The organism is Streptosporangium sp. NPDC049078 (assembly GCF_040648855.1).
Classification (GTDB): Bacteria; Actinomycetota; Actinomycetes; order Streptosporangiales; family Streptosporangiaceae; genus Streptosporangium.
Map to the genome: position 1 here is coordinate 322,750 of NZ_JBEZEL010000008.1, position 18,004 is coordinate 340,753.

An 18,004-nucleotide genomic window follows, 5' to 3' on the forward strand; every position below is an offset into this window, starting at 1 on the left:
GGTCGGTGCGCGGCGCGGTCGCCGGGCGCGGGCCGTTTCGGCACACCCGGCGTGGGAGGGGAGGAGTGCCCGGATTCCCGGCGCGGGCAGAGGACCGCCGATTATGGTCGGCTTCATGAGCCCCCCGGTGACCCTTCTGCCCCTCTCCGCGACGGCGGTCCTGGCGGCTCTGGCCGGACTCGCGATCGGGCGCGGGACGCGGCGCCTGGTGGCCCGTTTCTCGGGGGTCGAGTCGTCGGGGGCCGAGCTGTCAGGGGTCGAGTTGTCAGGAGTGGAGGGGGAGCGGCGGGGCGCCCGGCCCGCGGCCGGGGCCGTGGAGGGGGTCACCGCGGTGGTGCTGGCCGCCCTCGCGCTGCGGGCCCTGTGGCCGGACGCGGCGGCGGGAGCGGCCATCTGGCCGGGAGTGCCGGAAGGGGCGGAGGTCACGCCGGTCGGGAGGGGGGCGGAACTGCTCGCCTTCGGCTGGCTCGCGGTGGTCGCCGTCGTCCTGTCCTTCGTCGACGCCGCCGTCCACCGGCTGCCCGACAGGCTCACCCTCGCCGCCTACCTGGGGACCGCCGCCCCGCTCGCCGTCTCGGCCCTCGCCGACGGCCGCCTCGGGGACCTGCTCGGCGCCGGGCTGGGCGGCCTCGCTCTGGCGGGCTTCTACCTGCTGCTGTTCCTGGCCAACCCGGCGGGCATGGGGTTCGGCGACGTCAAGTTCGCGGCGAGCCTGGGCACGGCCCTCGGCTGGCTGGGCTGGAACACCCTGGTCACCGGGGCCTTCCTCGGTCTGCTGGCCGGAGGGCTCTACGGAGCCGCCCTGATGGCCTCGCGCCGCGCGGGCCGCAAGAGCGAGATCCCCTTCGGCCCCTTCATGGCCGTCGGCGCGCTCGTCGCCGTCCTCACCGCCCTGTGACCGGACCGTCCTGGTGACCGGCGGATGTCTCAACCGGTGAACAAAGGCCATTCCAGTGGGCGGCACGTGGAAGACTTGTCACCATGTTGCGCTGGTTGACCGCAGGGGAGTCCCACGGCCCCGAGCTCGTCGCGATCCTGGAAGGACTGCCCGCCGGGGTGGAGGTGACCACGGCACAGCTGGACGAGGCGCTGCGCCGTCGCCGCCTCGGCTACGGGCGCGGGGCGCGGATGAAGTTCGAGCAGGACGTCGTGACCATCGTGGGCGGAGTCCGCCACGGCCGGACGCTCGGCAGTCCCGTCGCCATCCGGGTGGGCAACACCGAGTGGCCCAAGTGGGAGACGGTGATGGCCGCCGACCCGGTCGACCCGGCCGTGCTGGAGGGCCAGGCGCGCAACGCGCCGCGTTCCCGCCCCCGTCCCGGCCACGCGGACCTCGCCGGGATGCAGAAGTACGGCTTCGACGACGCCCGCCCGGTGCTCGACCGGGCCAGCGCCCGCGAGACCGCCGCCCGCGTCGCGCTCGGCCAGGTGGCGCGGAGCTTCCTCAAGCAGGCGCTCGGCGTCGACATCGTCAGCCACGTCGTCTCGATCGGCGGGGCCGCCACCACCCCGGGTGTCGTCCCCGGCCCCGGCGACCTGGAGGCGATCGACGCCGACCCGGTGCGCTGCGCCGACCCCGCGGGCAGCGCGGCCATGGTCGCCGAGATCGACAAGGCGCACAAGGACGGCGACACCCTCGGCGGCGTCGTCGAGGTGATCGCCTACGGCCTGCCGCCGGGCCTGGGCAGCTACACCCACTGGGACCGCCGCCTCGACGCCCGCCTCGCCGCCGGTCTGATGGGCATCCAGGCGATCAAGGGCGTCGGTGTCGGCGACGGGTTCGAGACGGCCCGCCGCCCCGGCTCCCTGGCCCACGACGAGATCGAGAACACCGCCGACGGCGTACGCCGGATGACCAACCGGGCCGGTGGCGTCGAGGGCGGCATGACCAACGGCGAGCCGTTGCGCGTCAGCGCGGCGATGAAGCCGATCTCCACCGTCCCCCGGGCGCTCGCCACCGTCGACGTGCTGACCGGCGAGGCCGCCAAGGCCCACCACGAGCGCTCCGACGTGTGCGCGGTCCCGGCGGCCGCGATCGTCGCCGAGGCGATGGTCGCGCTGATCCTGGCCGACGCCGCGATCGAGAAGTTCGGTGGCGACTCCGTCGAGGAGGTCGCCCGCAACCTGTCCGGTTACCTCTCCTCGTTGGTGATCAAGTGAGCGGGCGTCCCGGCGAGGCCGCTCTCGGTTCCCCGACGGGCGGGCCGGCGTCGAAGGAGATCGTATGAGTCCCCGAGCAGTGCTGATCGGTCCTCCAGGATCGGGCAAGTCGACCGTCGGGCAGCTTCTCGCCGAGCGGCTCGGGGTCGCCTTCCGCGACACCGACACCGACGTGGAGCAGGTGGCGGGCAAGCCGGTGAGCGACATCTTCGTCGAGGACGGCGAGGAGGTCTTCCGCGAGCTGGAGGCCGACGCCGTACGGCGGGCGCTGGCCGAGCACGACGGGGTGCTCTCCCTGGGCGGCGGCGCGATCCTCGCCGAGGCCACCCGCGCGTTGCTGGCCGGACAGCCGGTGGTCTACCTGGAGGTCGGGCTCTCCAACGCCGTCCAGCGGGTGGGCCTGGGCTCGGCGCGACCGCTGCTCGTGCTGAACCCGCGCAGTCAGCTGAAGAAGCTGATGGACGCCCGTCGCCCCGTCTACGAGGAGCTCGCCACGATCGTGGTGGCGACCGACGAGCGCGAACCCGGCCAGATCGTCGACCAGATCGTGGAGGACCTGAAGCCGTGACGATCTCCAGGATCGGTGTGCCCGGCGAGAGCCCGTACGAGGTGGTGGTCGGCACCGGTGTGCTCGGCGAGCTGCCAGGCCTGCTGGGGGCGGGGGTGAGCACCGTCGCCGTGATCCACCCGGAGAGCCTGCCGGAGATCGCCCGTCCCGTCTGCGGCGCGATCGAGGCGGCCGGGTACGAGGTCGTCGCGCTGCCGGTGCCCGACGCCGAGCGCGCGAAGACGGTCGAGGTGGTCGCGGAGCTGTGGTCGGCCTTCGGCCGCGCGGGCGTCACCCGCTCGGACGCCGTGGTCGGCGTCGGCGGGGGAGCCACCACCGACCTGGCGGGGTTCGCCGCCGCCACCTGGCTGCGCGGCGTCAAGGTCGTGCAGGTGCCGACCACCCTGCTCGGCATGGTCGACGCGGCGGTGGGCGGCAAGACCGGCATCAACACCCCCGAGGGCAAGAACCTCGTCGGGTCCTTCCACACGCCCGCCGGGGTGCTGTGCGACCTGGCGACGCTGGTCTCGGTGCCCCGCGACGACTACGTGGGCGGTCTGGCGGAGATCATCAAGGGCGGCTTCATCGCCGACCCCCGGATCCTCGAGCTCATCGAGGACGACCCGGACGGCGCCAGGCGCCCCGAGGGACGTCACACCCGCGAGCTGATCGAGCGGAAGATCCGGATCAAGGCCGAGGTCGTCGGGGCCGACCTGCGCGAGAGCGGTCTGCGGGAGATCCTCAACTACGGCCACACACTGGCGCACGCGATCGAGCGCGTCGAGGAATACCGGATGCGCCACGGCGAGGCCGTCGCGATCGGCATGGTCTACGCGGCCGAGCTGTCCCGGCTGGACGGCAGGATCGGCGCCGACGTCGTGGAGCGGACCAGGTCCATCCTCACCTCGGTCGGGCTGCCCACCGCCTACCGCCGCGAGGCCTGGCCCGAGCTGCGCGACCACATGCGCCTCGACAAGAAGAGCCGCGGAGCCAAACTGCGCTTCGTCCTCCTGGACGACCTGGCGAAGGTGTCTCCGCTGGTCGACCCGCCGGAGGAGCTCCTGGAGGCCGCCTACCACGAGGTCGCCCGGTAAGTCTGCTGAGTCACGTCGGCCGCCGCGGCAGGCGCGCGGCCATCAAGGAGCGGTGAGTGACCCGATGAGACCCGTCTACGTGCTCAACGGCCCCAACCTGGGGCGGCTCGGCACCCGCGAGCCGGATGTCTACGGCGCGGAGACCTTCGCCGACCTGGCCGCGCTCTGCCGGGACACCGGCAGGGAGCTCGGCCTGTCGGTCGACGTCCGGCAGACCGACGACGAGGCCGAGATGCTGGGCTGGCTGCACGAGGCGGCCGACGGCAGGATCCCCGTGGTGCTGAACCCCGCGGCGTTCACCCACTACTCCTACGCGCTGCGCGACGCCATCGCCCAGCGCACCGCGCCCCTGGTCGAGGTGCACATCAGCAACCCGGCCGCCCGCGAGGAGTTCCGGCACAACTCGGTGGTCGCCGCCGTGGCGACCGGCACCATCGCGGGCTTCGGCCTGCGGTCGTACGTGCTGGCGTTGCAGGCCATCGCCGAGACCGCCACCTGATCCCGGGCCGGTAAGAGGGCCTCGGGCTGCCGCATCGGCCGTCACCTTGAGGTGCCCGGCCGGTGGCGTTGTTCGCCGTGAAGCGGTCCGAGTCGATCGGCGGCGGCCACGCCTCGGCCTGCCGCACCGGCCGTTTTCTGATCCGCGGATCCCTCGGCGACGAGGGACCCGCGGATCCGGCGCCGATGGTCTCAGGAGGAGCTGAGGCGCTTGAGGGCGCTGCGGACCTTCGCCGGATCGTTGGTGGGCCAGAAGGGTGGCAGCGAGTCGCGCAGGAACCCCGCGTAGCGTGCCGTCGCGAGCCGGGGGTCGAGCACCGCGACCACACCCTTGTCGTGCTGGCTGCGCAGCAGACGGCCCGCGCCCTGGGCCAGCAGCAGCGCGGCGTGGGTGGCGGCGACGGACATGAACCCGTTGCCGCCCTTGGCCGCGACGTGGCGCTGGCGGGCGGAGCTGAGCGGGTCGTCGGGGCGGGGGAAGGGGATGCGGTCGATGATGACCAGGCGCAGCGAGGGACCGGGGACGTCGACACCCTGCCAGAGCGACAGCGTGCCGAACAGGCAGGTCGGCTCGTCCTCCGCGAACTGCTTGACCAGCAGCATCGTGGAGTCGTCGCCCTGGCAGAGCAGCGGCACGCTCAGCCGGTCGCGCAGGGCCTCGGTGGCCGCCTTGGCGGCGCGCATCGAGGAGAACAGGCCGAGGGTGCGGCCTCCCGCCGCCTCGATCAGCTCGGTGATCTCCTCAAGGTATGCCTCGGGCAGACCGTCGCGCCCCGGCTGGGGCAGGTGCTTGGCGACGTAGAGGATGCCGCTGCGCGGGTGGTCGAAGGGGGAACCGACGTCGATGCCGGTCCAACCGGCTCCGCCCTTGTCGCGTTTCCTCCGCTTCCTGTCCCCGCCCTCCACGCCTTCCCGCGTCTCCTCTTCCACGGGTTCCGCGGCGTCCTTCCCGCCGCCCAGGCCCCACTGGCGGGCCAGGCCGTCGAAGGCGCCGCCCAGGGCGAGCGTGGCGGAGGTCAGGATGACCGTACGGTCGCCGAAGAGCTTGTCGCGCAGCATGCCCGCCACCGTGAGCGGCGCCACCCGCAGCAGGGGAGGGCGCCGGTCGGTGCCCCCCTCCAGCCAGACCACCTCGGCCCGGTCGATCTCCTCGGCGTGGCCGAAGGCGTCGAGCATGCGCTGCGCGGTGTCGTGGACCTCGTCCAGCGAGGTGAAGGCCGCCCTGCGCAGTCCCGCGCCCTCCGGGTCGTCCTTGTCGCCACTTCGCGGGCCGAGGGCGGTGATGCACGCCCACGCCGCGTCGCGGATCAGGGCGAGGGTCATCCCGAGCACCTGGGGGAGCTCGTCGAGGCGCCCGGCGGGGGCCGCGGCGAGCAGGGCCTTGAGGTCCTCGCCGGCCTCCATGAGCCGGTCGGCGAGGTGTTGCTCGATGAGCTTGCCGACCCGCCGCGCGGCGACCGCGACCATGGTCTCCGACAGCTCGCCGCTCACCACCGAGGTGACGCGGTCGACGAGCTCGTGGGCCTCGTCGACCACGACCACCTCGTGCTCGGGCAGGAGCGGGAAGTCCTCCATCGCGTCGATCGCGAGCAGCGCGTGGTTGGTCACGACCACGTCGGACTCACCGGCGCGGGCGCGGGCCAGCTCGGCGAAGCACTCCATGCCGCTCGGGCAGCGGGTGGCCCCCAGGCACTCCCTGGCGCTGACCGAGAACTGGCGCCAGGCCTGTTCGTTGACGCCGGGGACGAGCTCGTCGCGGTCGCCGGTCTCCGTCTCGTTCGCCCACTCCTGGATGCGCTGGACCATCCGGCCCGTCGCGTTGACCTCCCGGGGGTCGAAGAGCTGGTCCTGCTCCTCGTCCGGCCATCCCGCGCTCGCCTTGTAGCGGCACAGGTAGTTGCGGCGGCCCTTGAGGATCGCGAACGCGGGCTCGTGCGGCAGCTTCGGGGCGAGGGCCTTGGCGAGGCGGGGCAGGTCGCGGTCGACGAGCTGGCGCTGGAGCGCGATGGTGGCGGTGGAGACCACCACGGCGCCCTTGGAGGTCATCGCGTGCCTGATCGAGGGGATCAGGTAGGCGAGTGACTTGCCGGTGCCCGTGCCGGCCTGGACGGCGAGATGGTCGCCCGACTCGATCGCGTGCTGCACCGCCCTCGTCATCGTGATCTGCCCGGGGCGTTCGACCCCGCCGACCGCCTCGACGGCGGTGCTCAGCAAATCCTCAACCGGGGGAATATCCACCTTTGAGGAGACGTCTTCGGATGGGGCGATGGAGTCGGTCGGCACGACAGCCAACCGTACCCGTTCGCCCCGACAGTCGCGGCTGCTCCGGCGAGTCGCGGCGCGGACGCATACCCGTATTCCGGAACCCGAGGTTCACGTCACATGGCAAACTGGCTGGATCACCCGGCTCATCAATCCTCGTAAGGTCAAGGGAGGGGCTACCGTTTCGGTGCCGCTGAGGCGGAAGATGGGGACGTAAAGACCGGTTCGGTAGGGTTTCCCGAGGTCGAGTGGACGAATAAAGGCTGGTTAAAGCACTATGTCTTCCATGTCGGAAGTTGTCCCGTTGCCGTCGTTCGGTGAGGTGTTCTTTGACGAGCGTGGCCAGGAGCGGGTGCTCCGGGTCACCTGGCACGAAGGCACGCTGGTGCTGAGCCTGTGGCGCGGCGAGATGTGCACCGCGAGTTTCCGCATGCCCATGAGCGATGTGGGACGCCTGGTCGACACACTTGACGAGGGTTTCGTCGAGGCCGGTGGGCAGTACCCCGACGAGGTGGGCGAGCCCGTTCACGCCGAGCAGCCCTCCCAGGACGAGCCGCAGCCCTACGGCGAGTATCCCGGCACCGGTCAGTACGCCCGGCCCCGCCCGGAGGACTACGTCCAGGCGCAGCAGTACTCCGACCCGGCGGGTCACGTCCCCTCGCCGCTGGACGAACCCCGCCAGGCCGCCACCCTCGGTCCGAACGACGTGCTCGTCGCGCGAGGCGCGGTGCCGCCGCCCCCTCTCGACCGCCCCCAGGAGCGGATGCCCCAGGGGTACGGCTCCCCGGACGTCGTGCCGCGCGAGAACATGATCGTGAACGACTCCCTGCCCTACGGGCAGCCGCAGCCGGTCGAGCCGCTCGGCTCGGGCCCCGCCACCGGCGAGGCCGCCTACCAGCTGTCCGGCGACCGCTACCCGCCCGCGCCGCCCGCCCCGTACGGTGCCCAGCAGCCGGACCCCTACGGCGCCCCGCCCGCCCAGCCCGACCCGTACGGCGCCCCGCCCGCGCCGGACCCCTACGCCGCTCCGCCCGGCCGGCAGGCCGCCTACGGCGCCGCCCAGCCCGACCCCTACGGCGCCCAGCGGCCCGATCCGTACGGCGTTCCGCCCCAGTCCCCGTCCCAGCCCGCCCAGCCCGCCGATCCGTTCACGGCCCCGGCGGGCCGCAGGAAGCCGGCCACCTCGTTCACGCCGCGCCTCGACCAGTTCGCCGGACAGTTCGCCGAGTCCGCCCAGCGGCCGGAGCCCGACCCCTACGGGCAGGGACAGCAGAACTCGACCGACCCCTTCGGGTTCGCCGCCCAGCAGCAGGCCGCCTACGACGCCTCCCAGGGCGACTCCTACGGCGGCTACCCGGCCCCCGCGCAGCCCGATCCCTACGCCTACGGCGCCCAGCAGCACCAGGCCGGTCATCCCGCCGACCTGCGCGACCTGTACGGCGCGCCGCCCTCGTACGCCCAGCAGGACGTTGACCCGTCCGATCCTCTGGGCCTGCGAGGTCAGGCCGCGCCCGACCAGAGACTGCCCCGCCCCTACGTCCAGGATCAGCCACCGCACTCCACCGGTGAGAGGCTCCGCCCCGAGCAGCGCTACGACGAGCGGTACGACGATCACCGCCGAGACGAGCGCCAGTACGACGACAGGCGCCGCGAGGGCCGGCGCCGCAGCGACCGGGACGAGCAGCGCGACTGGTGACCTCTCCCCGGGACGCGGCCCCCTGCTCGCACGGCCCCGCCGTGTCCCTCGTGAGGTCTGAGCCGTTCCGTCCACTCCGCCACGCCCTGTCGCGGAGCTCTTCGTCCGGACGGACGGCGTGTGGCGTCCGCCGGGGGCGCGACTCGCGCCGTATGGTGGTCTCGGCCCGCCGGGGAGGGCGGTTCGCGAGGCGTGCCGGGGCACGTAGGCTGCTTCGGTGGCCGCTCAGCGGCCGTGCGGTGGCTGCCCGGTGACCGCCGGGTGACCGACCGATCCCTACCTGACGGGGTGGCGTGGAAGAGTCGACGGTGCTGCAGATGCTGGCGGTGTCGGCCGTCGGGATCGCGGTGGCCGCGGTGGCCAGGCGCAGGGGATGGCCGGCGCCGCTGCTGCTCGTGCTCGCCGGTGTGGTGCTGTCGCCGTTCGTACCCGAGTACGACCTCGACCCCCAGCTGGTCCTGCTGGTCTTCCTGCCCCCGCTGCTCTACTCGGCGGCGATCGACAGCTCCTACCTGAGGCTGAAGGACCTGCGCAGGCCGATCGCGCTGCTCTCGGTCGGCCTGGTGCTGTTCACCACGCTGGTCGTCGGGTGGGTCACCCATCTGCTCCTGCCCCAGCTGCCGGTGGCCGCCGCGTTCGCGCTGGGCGCGATCGTGGCCCCGCCCGACGCGGTCGCCGCCGTCGCCGTGGCCCGCAGGCTCGGGCTGCCCCGCAAGGTGGTCACCATCCTGGTGGGGGAGAGCCTGTTCAACGACGCCACCGCGCTCACCGCCTACCGGGTGGCGATCGCGGCGGCGGTCGGGCACGGCATCACCTGGCAGGACGCCGCCCTGGACTTCGCGCGTTCCGCGGCGGGCGGCGTGGCGATGGGCCTCGCGCTCGCCTGGATCCTGACCTGGGTGCTGGTCCGGCTGCGTGACGCGCTCGTCGAGAACACCGTCATGCTGCTCATCCCGTTCGCCGTCTACCTCGCGGCCGAGATCCTGAACGTCTCCGGCGTGATCGTCGTGGTGATCGTCGGCCTCTACATCGGCCACCACATGCCCAGGGCGGGCTTCGGCACCCGGTTGCTCTCGGAAGCGGTCTGGCGGGTCTTCGGCTTCTTCCTGGAGACGATCGTCTTCGCGCTGATCGGCCTGCAGATGTGGCCGATCATGAGGGAGCTGGAGTGGGGCGACGGGTGGAGGCTCGCCGGGATGGCGCTCGCCGTCTTCGGCGCCGCGGTGGTCGCGAGGGTGGTCTGGGTCGTGCCCAGCATCTACCTGCCCCGGATGCTGTCCAAGAAGGTCCGGCAGGCCGAGACCCGCGCGCCGACCTGGCAGAACGTGACGATCGTGAGCTGGGCGGGCATGCGCGGAGTGGTCTCCCTGGCCGCGGCCTTCGCCATACCCGCGACCTTTCCCGGCCGCGACCTGCTCCTGTTCCTCACCTTCTCGGTGGTGATCGGCACGCTCCTGGTCCAGGGCCTGACGTTCCCGGCGCTGATCCGCAGGTTGAAGGTCTCCAACGAGCGGGAGATCTACGCCGACAACCTGGCCGAGGCGGCCGCGCAGCAGGCGGCCGCCACGGCCGCGCTGGCCCGGCTGGACGAACTGGTGGCCGAGGGCGTCGACGAACTCCACAGGGAGGTCGTCGACCAGCTGAGAACCCGCGCCGAGCGCCGTACCCTCACCGCCTGGGAGCGCCTGGGCGGCGGTACGGGACCCGAGGGGGAGGAGACGCCGAGCGGCGTCTACCGGCGGCTCCGCAGGGAGATGCTGATGGTCGAGCGCGAGGTGTTCGTCGGACTCCGCGACGAGCGGCGCATCGACGACGAGGTGCTCCGCAGGGTCCTCCACGAGATCGACTTCGAAGAGGCCACCCTGGAGCGTGACTAGCCGACCCCGGGCAGGTCGGCACCGGAGCGGATCGGGCCGCCACCACCGTGTTCCGCGGTCGGCGGCCCGGCCACCTCAGGGCCGTCGACCGGTGGCGGACTCCCTCCGGGCGGCGTAGCGCTCGGTGAGTTCCGAGCCGAGCCGGGCGAGTTCGGCACGGACGGGATCCGGTTCCTCGACCTCGACGGCGGCGCCCCAACCGGCGAGCTGCTGAGCGATCATCAGTGGCGTCGGGGCGCTGAGGCGGACACGGACACGCCCGTCGCCGGCGGGGCCCTCGACGACGCAGTGGCGCCCGAACTGGTCGCGCAGGACCGGCAGGTGGCGGGCGTCGGCGAGCACGGTCGCCGAGACGCGCGAGCGTCGCCTCTCCATCTCGTCGACGACCCGCTGCCACGCCTGTGACAGTTCGAAATCGTCGGGTCGCTGAGAGGGGAGGTCCGTCACGACCGCTTCGACGATCCGATCGACCCGGAAGGTTCGTTGCCCGTCGTCGGTCCCGGCCATGAGGTACCAGATGTCGTCCTTGTCGATCAAACCCCAGGGGGCGACGAGCCGTCGCCTCTGTTCACCGGCCCGGTTGGTGTAGGTGAGATCGACCTTGAGGTGGCGGACGGTGGCGTTCTGCAGGACTTCGACCGGTTGGGGACGCCGGCGTTCCCGCGCACCCCAGCCGGCCGGGTCGACCACGATGGCTCTCGCCGCGGCCTCGGCGTCGGCGCGGAACGTGCCGGGCAGGGCCCTCAGAAGCTTGCGCAGCGCGGATCTGGCCTCGGGGACGACGGACGTCGCCGGGCCGAGGAGCAGGAACAGGGCCTGGGCCTCGGTCGCCGACAGGCCGCTGAGGTCGGTGCGGGCGCCGCCGACGAGGGACCATCCGCCGCCGCGTCCTGGTTGGGGGTAGACCGGGACGCCGGCCGCCGACAGCGCCTCGAGGTCGCGGCGGGCGGTGGCCACGGACACCTCCAGCTCCTCGGCCAGTTCGGACGCGGTCACTCGGCCTCGGGCCTGCATGAGCAGGAGGACGGCGACAAGACGGTCGGCGCGCATGCTTCCGGTTCTCCAGAAAAGTGATCAGTTGGTGAGCACTTTAGAGCCGAAAATGGTTGGTACCACTGATCGAACGAAGGAAACACCCATGTTGCGAGGACCGGCCACCATCAACCTCTGGGCCGATGACATGGAGGCCGCCAAGAAGTGGTACGCCGACCTGCTGGACGTCGAACCGTACTTCGAGGCCCCCGGTGACGGGCAACCGGCCGCCTACTACGAGTTCCGGATCGGCGACCACCTGTCGGAACTCGGTCTCATCGACCGGCGGTACGCCCCGTCGGAGGCGGCCGCCACCCCGGGAGGCGCGGTCGTCCACTGGCACGTCGACGACGTGCGGGCCACGTTGGACCGGCTGCTGGCGATGGGGGCCACGCCGTACATGCCGATCACCGAGCGCGGCCCCGGTTTCGTCACCGCGTCCGTGGTCGATCCGTTCGGCAACGTGCTGGGGATCATGTACAACGAGCACTACCTGGAAATGCTGGACCGTTGACGCACGGCGTGACCGTCGCCGAGCCTTCGAAGTGGAGGGCTCGCTCGTGAGCCGGGACCGGAGGCCGCCGGACGGCCGCGAGGCGGTGTTCGTCCGGGCCGGGCCGTCATCCGCCGGTCCGGCCCGGACGGTTGTGGGCGTGGGGCCGACGGGTCAGCCGATGATGTTGTCCACGTAGCACCAGCGCCAGTCCTCGCCCGGTTCGAACGAGGCCATGACCGGGTCGGAGGTCTCCCGGAAGTGGGCGCTGGCGTGCTTGTTGGGCGAGGAGTCGCAGCAGCCGATGTGCCCGCAGGACAGGCATTTGCGCAGGTGGACCCAGCGACTGCCCATCGCCAGGCATTCCTCGCACCCCTGAGGCGTGCGCGGCGGCGGGTCCTGGGCTTTCAGGATGTGCTCACAGGTCGGCATGGTCTCCCCCTCGCTCGTGTGACTACCGATCGATCGTACGGCCAGCGTGGCGTCCCGGATCCGGAGCCTCCCCGTGTCCCGGCTCCGCGGTCTTCCCGCGCCTGGTTCCCGGGCCCTCCCGCGTCCCGCATCCCGCCTCCACGGGCGGATCCGGCGGGTAACGAGCCGGTACGGCGGCGCCTGTCGCGGCGGCCCGTTGGGTAGGGTCGGGGCATGCGACCCCTTCCGCGACGAATTCCCGTCCTCGCCGCCTCCGTGCTGGCCGCAGTCCTCGTCACCACCGGCTGTTCGGAGCTTCAGGAGGTGAGCCAGGGCATCGACAAGGCGCAGGAGTGCGTGCAGGCGACGGGCATCGTCACCGAGACCGTCGCCAAGGTCTCCGGGCTGCTCAACGACCCCGCCGCGATGGAGCAGGCGCTGAACGAGGGCGGCGCCAAGCTGGGCGACCTCGCCGACAAGGCGGCCAACACCTCGCTGAAGGAGGCCGCCGAGGGCGTCTCCAACACCCTGGAGGGCATCAACGTCACCGACGCCAACAGCGCCGTCGACGCCGCCCAGAAGGTGGCCACCGACTCGGCACGCTGGGTTCAGCAGCTGACGGAAGCCTGCGGATAGTCCTCGCCGCCTGAGTGCGGAGATCACCCGCCGCCGGAGCCTTCGCCCCGGCGGCCGGGCGGGTGAGACCCGGAGGTGTCGGAGCGCACCTCCGGAAATCCCGGGTTCTCTAGGGGGAATGTCGCTGAAATAGCGTCGTTCCTATGAAGACCCAGGAAAGTTCATGAACTCTCCGGACAACGAGCCGGACCCCCGGTTCACCCTCGCCAACGAACGCACGTACCTGACCTGGTTGAGTACGTCGCTCGCGCTGAGCGCGGGCGGCGTGGCGATGGCCGCCGTCTCCGCCGACGTCTTCGTCCCGTGGATGCGCACCCTGCTCGCCGTGATCCTGGTGTCGCTCTCGGCCCTGGCGGCCGCGATGGCCTACCCTCGCTGGCGCCGCGTCCAGAACGCCCTGCGCAGCTCCGCCCCGCTCCCGCCGCCGGCCCTCGCGCCCCTGTTCGGATACGGTGTGGCGGCGGTCGCCGTGCTCGCCCTCGTCCTCATCCTGCTGTCCAGGTGATCCCGCGGTGAACAGGCTCTGGGACGAAGGGCTGCAGAACGAACGGACCCGTCTCGCCTGGGTCCGCACCACCGCGGTGCTGGCCGTCACCAGCCTGGCCGGCGCGGGCGTCGCCCTGCGCGAGGGAACGCCCGTCCTCGCCGTCGTCCCCTTCGTCCCCGCGGTGTTCTGCGCCGTCCTGCTGCTGACCCACACGGGCGTCCGCTACCGGCGCACCCAGGAGGCCCTGCACGGGGGCCACCCCCTCGACAACCGGGCCGACGCCCTCATCGTCTGGATCGGCACCCTCGCCGCCGTGGCCGGGGCCGTCGTCTTCGTGCTGGGAAGGTTCGGAAGGTAGAGAGCGGGGGAGCGGCTCGAAGGGGTGGAAAGGGTGACGTCCGGGGCCTGGGGCCCCAGGCCCCGGACGTCAGGAGAGTTGTCCCTTCCCCTGGAAACTCTCCTGGGTCAGTACCAGTTGCTCGACCGGAAGTGACCCCACGCGCCGCACGGTGACCCGTAGCGGCTCTTGATGTATCGCAGACCCCAGTGGATCTGCGTGGCCGGGTTGTGGCGCCAGTCCTTGCCACTGCCGGCCATCTTGCCCGCGGGCAGCGCCTGCGGGATGCCGTACGCGCCCGACGAGCGGTTGTACGCGCGGTGGTTCCAGTTGCTCTCCCTGGTCCAGAGACTGTCCAGGCAGCGGAACTGGCTGTGCGGCCACGCTCGGCGGGACACCAGACGATAGGCGATCGTCTTGTTCCTGCCCTTGGCGGTTCTCGCGACCGCTTTCACCCTCGGCTTCACCTGGGTGGCCCAGGTGAGCCTGTGCACCGTCCTCATCGTCCCTTTCCTGGACGTCTCGGAGGTGCTTTCAGCCTTCCCCGTCGCCGATGGGCCGACCATCGTCGATGCTGCCAGAACGGTCGCGACGGTGTTGCGCAGAACGCGGTAGCTGTTCACGTGGATCCTTGTCCTCGGGCCGCGTGCGGAAGGCGAGGGAGTGACACGGAGTGTCCTGCCTCGTCCGACGATCCGGCGTCCGTGGCTCGGACGGGGACGTCCGCGCGGTCTCTCCGGCCTGTTTCCGGCATGAGACGCCGCGGCGATCTCTCTAGGCGGCTTTCTATTACGTGAGAGAGCGCCGAACGGTGGATAGGGACACGCGAAGGGGAGGTGTTTGCCCGATCTTCGTGATTTACGGGTGGTTCGAGGAAGGGCCGGTTACGACCGGTGAATCACCCATGCCGGGAGACGGGGTGAAAATCACCCTGCCATGGGGTTTCAGGGCACCGCTTCCTGATCAGTACCAGCCCCGCGCCAGGGAGTGGTTCCAGGCCTGGCACGGTGAGCCGTAGCGCTGCTTGATGTAGCCGAGTCCCCACTTGATCTGCGTCCTGGGGTTGGTGCGCCAGTCGCGCCCCGCGGTGGCCATCTTGCCCGCGGGCAGCGCCTGCGGGATGCCGTACGCACCCGAGGAGCGGTTGAGTGCGCGGTGGTTCCAGTTGCTCTCCTTGCTCCAGAGCTTGCGAAGGCAGGTGAACTGGGTCTTGTTCCAGCCGTGCGCGGACACCAGCGGCTTGGCGACGGCCTGGTTGCCCGCTCGTGCCGAGGACGCCTGAGCGACCGTGGTGGTGCCGAGGGCGAGCACGGAGGTGATCACCAGCACACCGGTACGGCGTAGCGTCGACATGGGACTCCCTTGTGCGTTGAGTACGGGGGAACGGCCGACACGATGCCTCGCCGTTCGGCGGCGGGCCAGTCGACAGCGCCTGTCAGGAGTCCTGTCAAAGATCGGTAAGAGAATGATCAAAGCCTTGGTGAGGGGGGCATCGTCTCACCTGTGGCCTCAGTCACATTTCACTTTATGGACGGCATAACTCCCAAATGTGACAGGGAGATTAGGCTGCGACTCATGGGAATCCGTGATATCGCCATCGACACTCTCGCCGACACGCCCACCACTCTGGCCGAGCTGGCCGGAGACAGGGCCGTTCTCGTGGTGAACGTCGCCTCCAGGTGTGGCCTCACCCCTCAGTACGCCGGTCTCGTCGACCTGCAGCGGACCTACGGCGAGCGGGGCTTCACCGTCGTCGGAGTGCCGTGCAACCAGTTCTACGGCCAGGAGCCGGGCACCGCCGAGGAGATCCAGGAGTTCTGCTCCACCACCTACGGCGTCGACTTCCCGCTGCTGGCCAAGACCGAGGTCAACGGTGACGGCAGGCACCCCCTCTACGACGTGCTGACCGCCACCCCCGACGCCGAGGGCAAGGCCGGTGACGTCGAGTGGAACTTCGAGAAGTTTCTCGTCGGGCGGGACGGGGAGGTGCTGGCGAGGTTCCGGCCCAAGGTCCAGCCCGACGACCCCGCCGTCATCGCGGCGATCGAGAAGTCCCTCTAGCCGCGCAGCTGCCCCGCACGATCAGCTCGGTGGGCAGCAGCACACCCCGCGGCCTCCTGGTGCCGCCGCGCAGCACCAGCTCGGCGGCGCGGTAGCCGATGTCCCTGGCGGGCTGGGCGATCACCGTCAGCGGCGGTGAGCACAGCTCCGCCCAGGGCACGTCGTCGAACATGATCAGAGACAGATCCCTGGGGATGCGCAGGTCCAGCTCCCGCGCCGCCAGCACCGCCGCCTCGCCCAGCAGGTTGCCCCCGGTCAGCACGGCGGTCAGGTCCGGCCGGTGCTGGAAGAGCCCGGCCGCGGCGGCGTACGCGGAGTCGCGGCTGCCCCGGGCGACGACGATGAGGTCCTCGTCGACGAGAGGGCCCAGCGCCTGCCTGAAGGCCGACAGGCGCTGCTGCTGTCCCGGGCCGCCCAGATAGGCGATGCGCCGGTGCCCCAGCCCCGTCAGGTAGTCGACCGCGGTCCCGACTCCCGCGCGGTCGTCGGCCACCACCGCGGGGATGTCGTCACGCCCGGCCGAGAGCCGGTGCGCGAACACCGTGATCACCCCGGCCCGCAGGGTCGGCGCCCAGCCGTCGCCGTCGCCGGAGGGGATCGCGATCACCCGGTCCACCCCCTGCTCCAGCAGCATGCCGATCAGCTCGGCCTCGCGCTCCGGGTCGTCCCCGGTCGTGCCCACGATGACCGGCTCGCCCGCCGAGCGCGCGCAGGCGAGCACGCCGTCGGCCACCCGGCCGTAGAAGGTGTCGGTGATGTCGGGCAGCAGCAGCCCGATGCCGCCCGAGCGCCGCTGGCGCAGGTTGCGTCCGAGCGCGCTGGGCCGGTAGTCGAGCTGGGCGGCGACGGTCAGCACCCGCTCCCTGGTCTCCGGGCTGGCCGACCCGCCCGACAGCACCCGCGACACCGTGGCGACCCCCACGCCGGCCGCCCCGGCGACATCCTTGATCGTCGTACGACGCATGTTCATGGAAACGATTCCATCATGTTTTCCGTGTTCGTTCCAGTGCGGAGCGAGAACGACTGTCGTGCTGACAGGCCAGAACCGGGCAAACCCTTGACAGGGTTATCCGTTTCCGGTGAGATGCATGAAAACGTATCCAATATCGGGTGAACGCGGGGTTGGCCCGAGGCGACAAGGACATCCATGGCATCCATCGTTCTCAGCAAAGTCGACAAGATCTACGCGGGCGGCGTCAAAGCAGTGAACGGCCTTGATCTTGAGATCAAGGACGGGGAGTTCATGGTGCTGGTGGGGCCGTCCGGATGTGGCAAGTCCACCGCCCTGCGGATGATCGCCGGCCTTGAGGACATCAGCGGCGGCGAGATCGCGATCGGCGACCGGGTGGTCAACCACCTGCCCCCGAAGGACCGCGACATCGCCATGGTCTTCCAGAACTACGCGCTCTACCCGCACATGACCGTCGAGGAGAACCTCGCCTTCGGTCTGAAGCTCCGCAAGATGCCCAAGGCGGAGATCTCCAAGCGCGTCGGCGAGGCCGCCAAGATGCTCGGCCTCGACCAGTACCTCAAGCGCAAGCCCGCCGCCCTCTCCGGTGGTCAGCGTCAGCGTGTCGCCATGGGCCGCGCCATCGTGCGCGAGCCGCAGGCCTTCCTCATGGACGAGCCGCTGTCCAACCTGGACGCCAAGCTCCGCGTCTCCATGCGGGCCTCCCTCAACACCCTGCACGAGCGCCTGGGCGTGACGACCGTCTACGTCACCCACGACCAGGTCGAGGCGATGACCCTCGGCGACCGCGTCTGCGTGCTGCGCGACGGCCTGCTCCAGCAGGTCGACACCCCGCAGAACCTCTTCGACAAGCCGGTCAACCTGTTCGTCGCGGGCTTCATGGGCTCGCCGTCGATGAACTTCGTCAACGCCGAGCTGGTGCGCGGCGACGGCGGCCTCGCCGTCGCGTTCGCGGGCTTCAGGCTGCCGGTGCCGAACGAGACCGTCGCCGAGAAGCGCGCCCTGGAGCAGTACGTCGGCAAGAAGATCATCCTGGGCATCCGCCCCTCCGACTTCGACGACTCGGTCGCCGCCAACGCCTCCTCCTCCGGGTGGGTGCGCCTGCCGGTCCGCGCCGAGGTCACCGAGGAGCTGGGCTCCGAGATCAACGTGCTCTTCCTCATCGACGCCCCGCCGGTCCAGCACCAGGACACCGTGGCCGCCGCCGCCGACGACGGCGACGAGGACTCGGCGCTGCCGCTGGTGGGCGACAAGTCGCTGTGGACCGCCCGCGTCAACTCCCGCAGCCACGTCCGTCCCGGCCAGAACATCGAGCTGATCGTCGACACCCACAACCTGCACTTCTTCGACCCGGTCTCGGGTCTGGCGATCGGCCACGAGGCCGGCGTCCGCGTCTGATCCACCGAACGGGCCGCCTGTGAAGGAAGGCCCGTCCACGACCAT

19 protein-coding genes are annotated in these 18,004 nt (G+C 71.2%); 13 read left to right on the forward strand and 6 right to left on the reverse strand.

What is annotated here, in order from left to right:
• The first annotated feature begins 115 nt into the window (after positions 1 to 115).
• The 5 genes from AB0B90_RS16065 to aroQ all read left to right on the forward strand — a co-directional run bounded on the left by AB0B90_RS16065 (position 116) and on the right by aroQ (position 4,300).
• Positions 116 to 898, forward strand: a complete 783-nt coding sequence (locus AB0B90_RS16065) for an A24 family peptidase (protein WP_350946802.1) — start codon at positions 116 to 118, stop codon at positions 896 to 898.
• An 83-nt stretch (positions 899 to 981) separates the two neighbouring features.
• Positions 982 to 2,160 (forward strand): chorismate synthase, encoded by a 1,179-nt coding sequence (aroC, locus tag AB0B90_RS16070; protein WP_350946803.1) that lies wholly within the window; start codon positions 982 to 984, stop codon positions 2,158 to 2,160.
• Positions 2,161 to 2,224: 64 nt separating this feature from the next.
• On the forward strand, positions 2,225 to 2,728 hold the full coding sequence (locus tag AB0B90_RS16075; protein ID WP_350946804.1) for a shikimate kinase: 504 nt from the start codon (positions 2,225 to 2,227) through the stop codon (positions 2,726 to 2,728).
• Positions 2,725 to 3,801, forward strand: a complete 1,077-nt coding sequence (gene aroB, locus AB0B90_RS16080) for a 3-dehydroquinate synthase (protein WP_350946805.1) — start codon at positions 2,725 to 2,727, stop codon at positions 3,799 to 3,801. The genes AB0B90_RS16075 and aroB overlap by 4 nt, the downstream gene beginning before the upstream one ends.
• Positions 3,802 to 3,865: 64 nt before the next feature.
• The gene (aroQ, locus tag AB0B90_RS16085) at positions 3,866 to 4,300 is read left to right on the forward strand and encodes a type II 3-dehydroquinate dehydratase (protein WP_350946856.1); all 435 of its coding nucleotides are present in this window, start codon (positions 3,866 to 3,868) and stop codon (positions 4,298 to 4,300) included.
• 191 nt (positions 4,301 to 4,491) lie between these two features.
• Here the strand turns inward: aroQ and AB0B90_RS16090 are convergent, their stop codons facing one another.
• The gene (locus AB0B90_RS16090; RefSeq protein ID WP_362923091.1) at positions 4,492 to 6,582 is read right to left on the reverse strand and encodes an ATP-dependent DNA helicase; all 2,091 of its coding nucleotides are present in this window, start codon (positions 6,580 to 6,582) and stop codon (positions 4,492 to 4,494) included.
• A 265-nt stretch (positions 6,583 to 6,847) separates the two neighbouring features.
• On the opposite strand from AB0B90_RS16090, the gene AB0B90_RS16095 reads away from it, so the two are divergent.
• Together AB0B90_RS16095 and AB0B90_RS16100 are read left to right on the forward strand one after the other, a co-directional pair.
• Positions 6,848 to 8,257: a hypothetical protein gene (locus AB0B90_RS16095; protein WP_362923093.1), complete on the forward strand. Its 1,410-nt coding sequence runs from the start codon at positions 6,848 to 6,850 to the stop codon at positions 8,255 to 8,257.
• A gap of 293 nt (positions 8,258 to 8,550) precedes the next feature.
• Positions 8,551 to 10,134: a Na+/H+ antiporter gene (locus tag AB0B90_RS16100; RefSeq protein WP_362923095.1), complete on the forward strand. Its 1,584-nt coding sequence runs from the start codon at positions 8,551 to 8,553 to the stop codon at positions 10,132 to 10,134.
• 75 nt (positions 10,135 to 10,209) lie between these two features.
• Here the strand turns inward: AB0B90_RS16100 and AB0B90_RS16105 are convergent, their stop codons facing one another.
• Positions 10,210 to 11,184 (reverse strand): YafY family protein, encoded by a 975-nt coding sequence (locus AB0B90_RS16105; protein WP_350946809.1) that lies wholly within the window; start codon positions 11,182 to 11,184, stop codon positions 10,210 to 10,212.
• 88 nt (positions 11,185 to 11,272) lie between these two features.
• Between AB0B90_RS16105 and AB0B90_RS16110 the strand changes: the two genes are divergently transcribed.
• Positions 11,273 to 11,680 carry a VOC family protein gene (locus AB0B90_RS16110; protein WP_362923097.1) on the forward strand — a complete coding sequence of 136 codons (408 nt, stop codon included), beginning with the start codon at positions 11,273 to 11,275 and terminating at the stop codon, positions 11,678 to 11,680.
• Between the two features lie 153 nt (positions 11,681 to 11,833).
• Here AB0B90_RS16110 and AB0B90_RS16115 read toward each other — a convergent pair whose 3' ends face one another.
• Positions 11,834 to 12,091 carry a UBP-type zinc finger domain-containing protein gene (locus tag AB0B90_RS16115; protein ID WP_362906063.1) on the reverse strand — a complete coding sequence of 86 codons (258 nt, stop codon included), beginning with the start codon at positions 12,089 to 12,091 and terminating at the stop codon, positions 11,834 to 11,836.
• Positions 12,092 to 12,304: 213 nt separating this feature from the next.
• Here AB0B90_RS16115 and AB0B90_RS16120 point away from each other — a divergent pair, with 213 nt between their 5' ends.
• The 3 genes from AB0B90_RS16120 to AB0B90_RS16130 all read left to right on the forward strand — a co-directional run bounded on the left by AB0B90_RS16120 (position 12,305) and on the right by AB0B90_RS16130 (position 13,551).
• Positions 12,305 to 12,706: a hypothetical protein gene (locus AB0B90_RS16120; RefSeq protein ID WP_362906061.1), complete on the forward strand. Its 402-nt coding sequence runs from the start codon at positions 12,305 to 12,307 to the stop codon at positions 12,704 to 12,706.
• A 163-nt stretch (positions 12,707 to 12,869) separates the two neighbouring features.
• Positions 12,870 to 13,211: a DUF202 domain-containing protein gene (locus tag AB0B90_RS16125; RefSeq protein WP_350946813.1), complete on the forward strand. Its 342-nt coding sequence runs from the start codon at positions 12,870 to 12,872 to the stop codon at positions 13,209 to 13,211.
• A 7-nt stretch (positions 13,212 to 13,218) separates the two neighbouring features.
• A complete protein-coding gene (locus AB0B90_RS16130; protein ID WP_350946814.1) occupies positions 13,219 to 13,551 on the forward strand; it encodes a DUF202 domain-containing protein in 333 nt (110 codons plus the stop codon).
• A 107-nt stretch (positions 13,552 to 13,658) separates the two neighbouring features.
• Here AB0B90_RS16130 and AB0B90_RS16135 read toward each other — a convergent pair whose 3' ends face one another.
• Together AB0B90_RS16135 and AB0B90_RS16140 are read right to left on the reverse strand one after the other, a co-directional pair.
• Complete coding sequence (locus AB0B90_RS16135; RefSeq protein ID WP_350946815.1) at positions 13,659 to 14,033, reverse strand: transglycosylase SLT domain-containing protein; 375 nt, start codon at positions 14,031 to 14,033, stop codon at positions 13,659 to 13,661.
• Between the two features lie 460 nt (positions 14,034 to 14,493).
• A complete protein-coding gene (locus AB0B90_RS16140) occupies positions 14,494 to 14,883 on the reverse strand; it encodes a transglycosylase SLT domain-containing protein (RefSeq protein ID WP_362923099.1) in 390 nt (129 codons plus the stop codon).
• A 222-nt stretch (positions 14,884 to 15,105) separates the two neighbouring features.
• On the opposite strand from AB0B90_RS16140, the gene AB0B90_RS16145 reads away from it, so the two are divergent.
• Positions 15,106 to 15,591: a glutathione peroxidase gene (locus tag AB0B90_RS16145; RefSeq protein ID WP_350946817.1), complete on the forward strand. Its 486-nt coding sequence runs from the start codon at positions 15,106 to 15,108 to the stop codon at positions 15,589 to 15,591.
• Here the strand turns inward: AB0B90_RS16145 and AB0B90_RS16150 are convergent.
• Positions 15,563 to 16,561 (reverse strand): substrate-binding domain-containing protein, encoded by a 999-nt coding sequence (locus AB0B90_RS16150; protein ID WP_362923101.1) that lies wholly within the window; start codon positions 16,559 to 16,561, stop codon positions 15,563 to 15,565. The genes AB0B90_RS16145 and AB0B90_RS16150 overlap by 29 nt on opposite strands.
• 177 nt (positions 16,562 to 16,738) lie before the next feature.
• Between AB0B90_RS16150 and ugpC the strand changes: the two genes are divergently transcribed.
• Positions 16,739 to 17,959: a sn-glycerol-3-phosphate ABC transporter ATP-binding protein UgpC gene (ugpC, locus tag AB0B90_RS16155; protein WP_350946819.1), complete on the forward strand. Its 1,221-nt coding sequence runs from the start codon at positions 16,739 to 16,741 to the stop codon at positions 17,957 to 17,959.
• Positions 17,960 to 18,004: the final 45 nt, after the last annotated feature.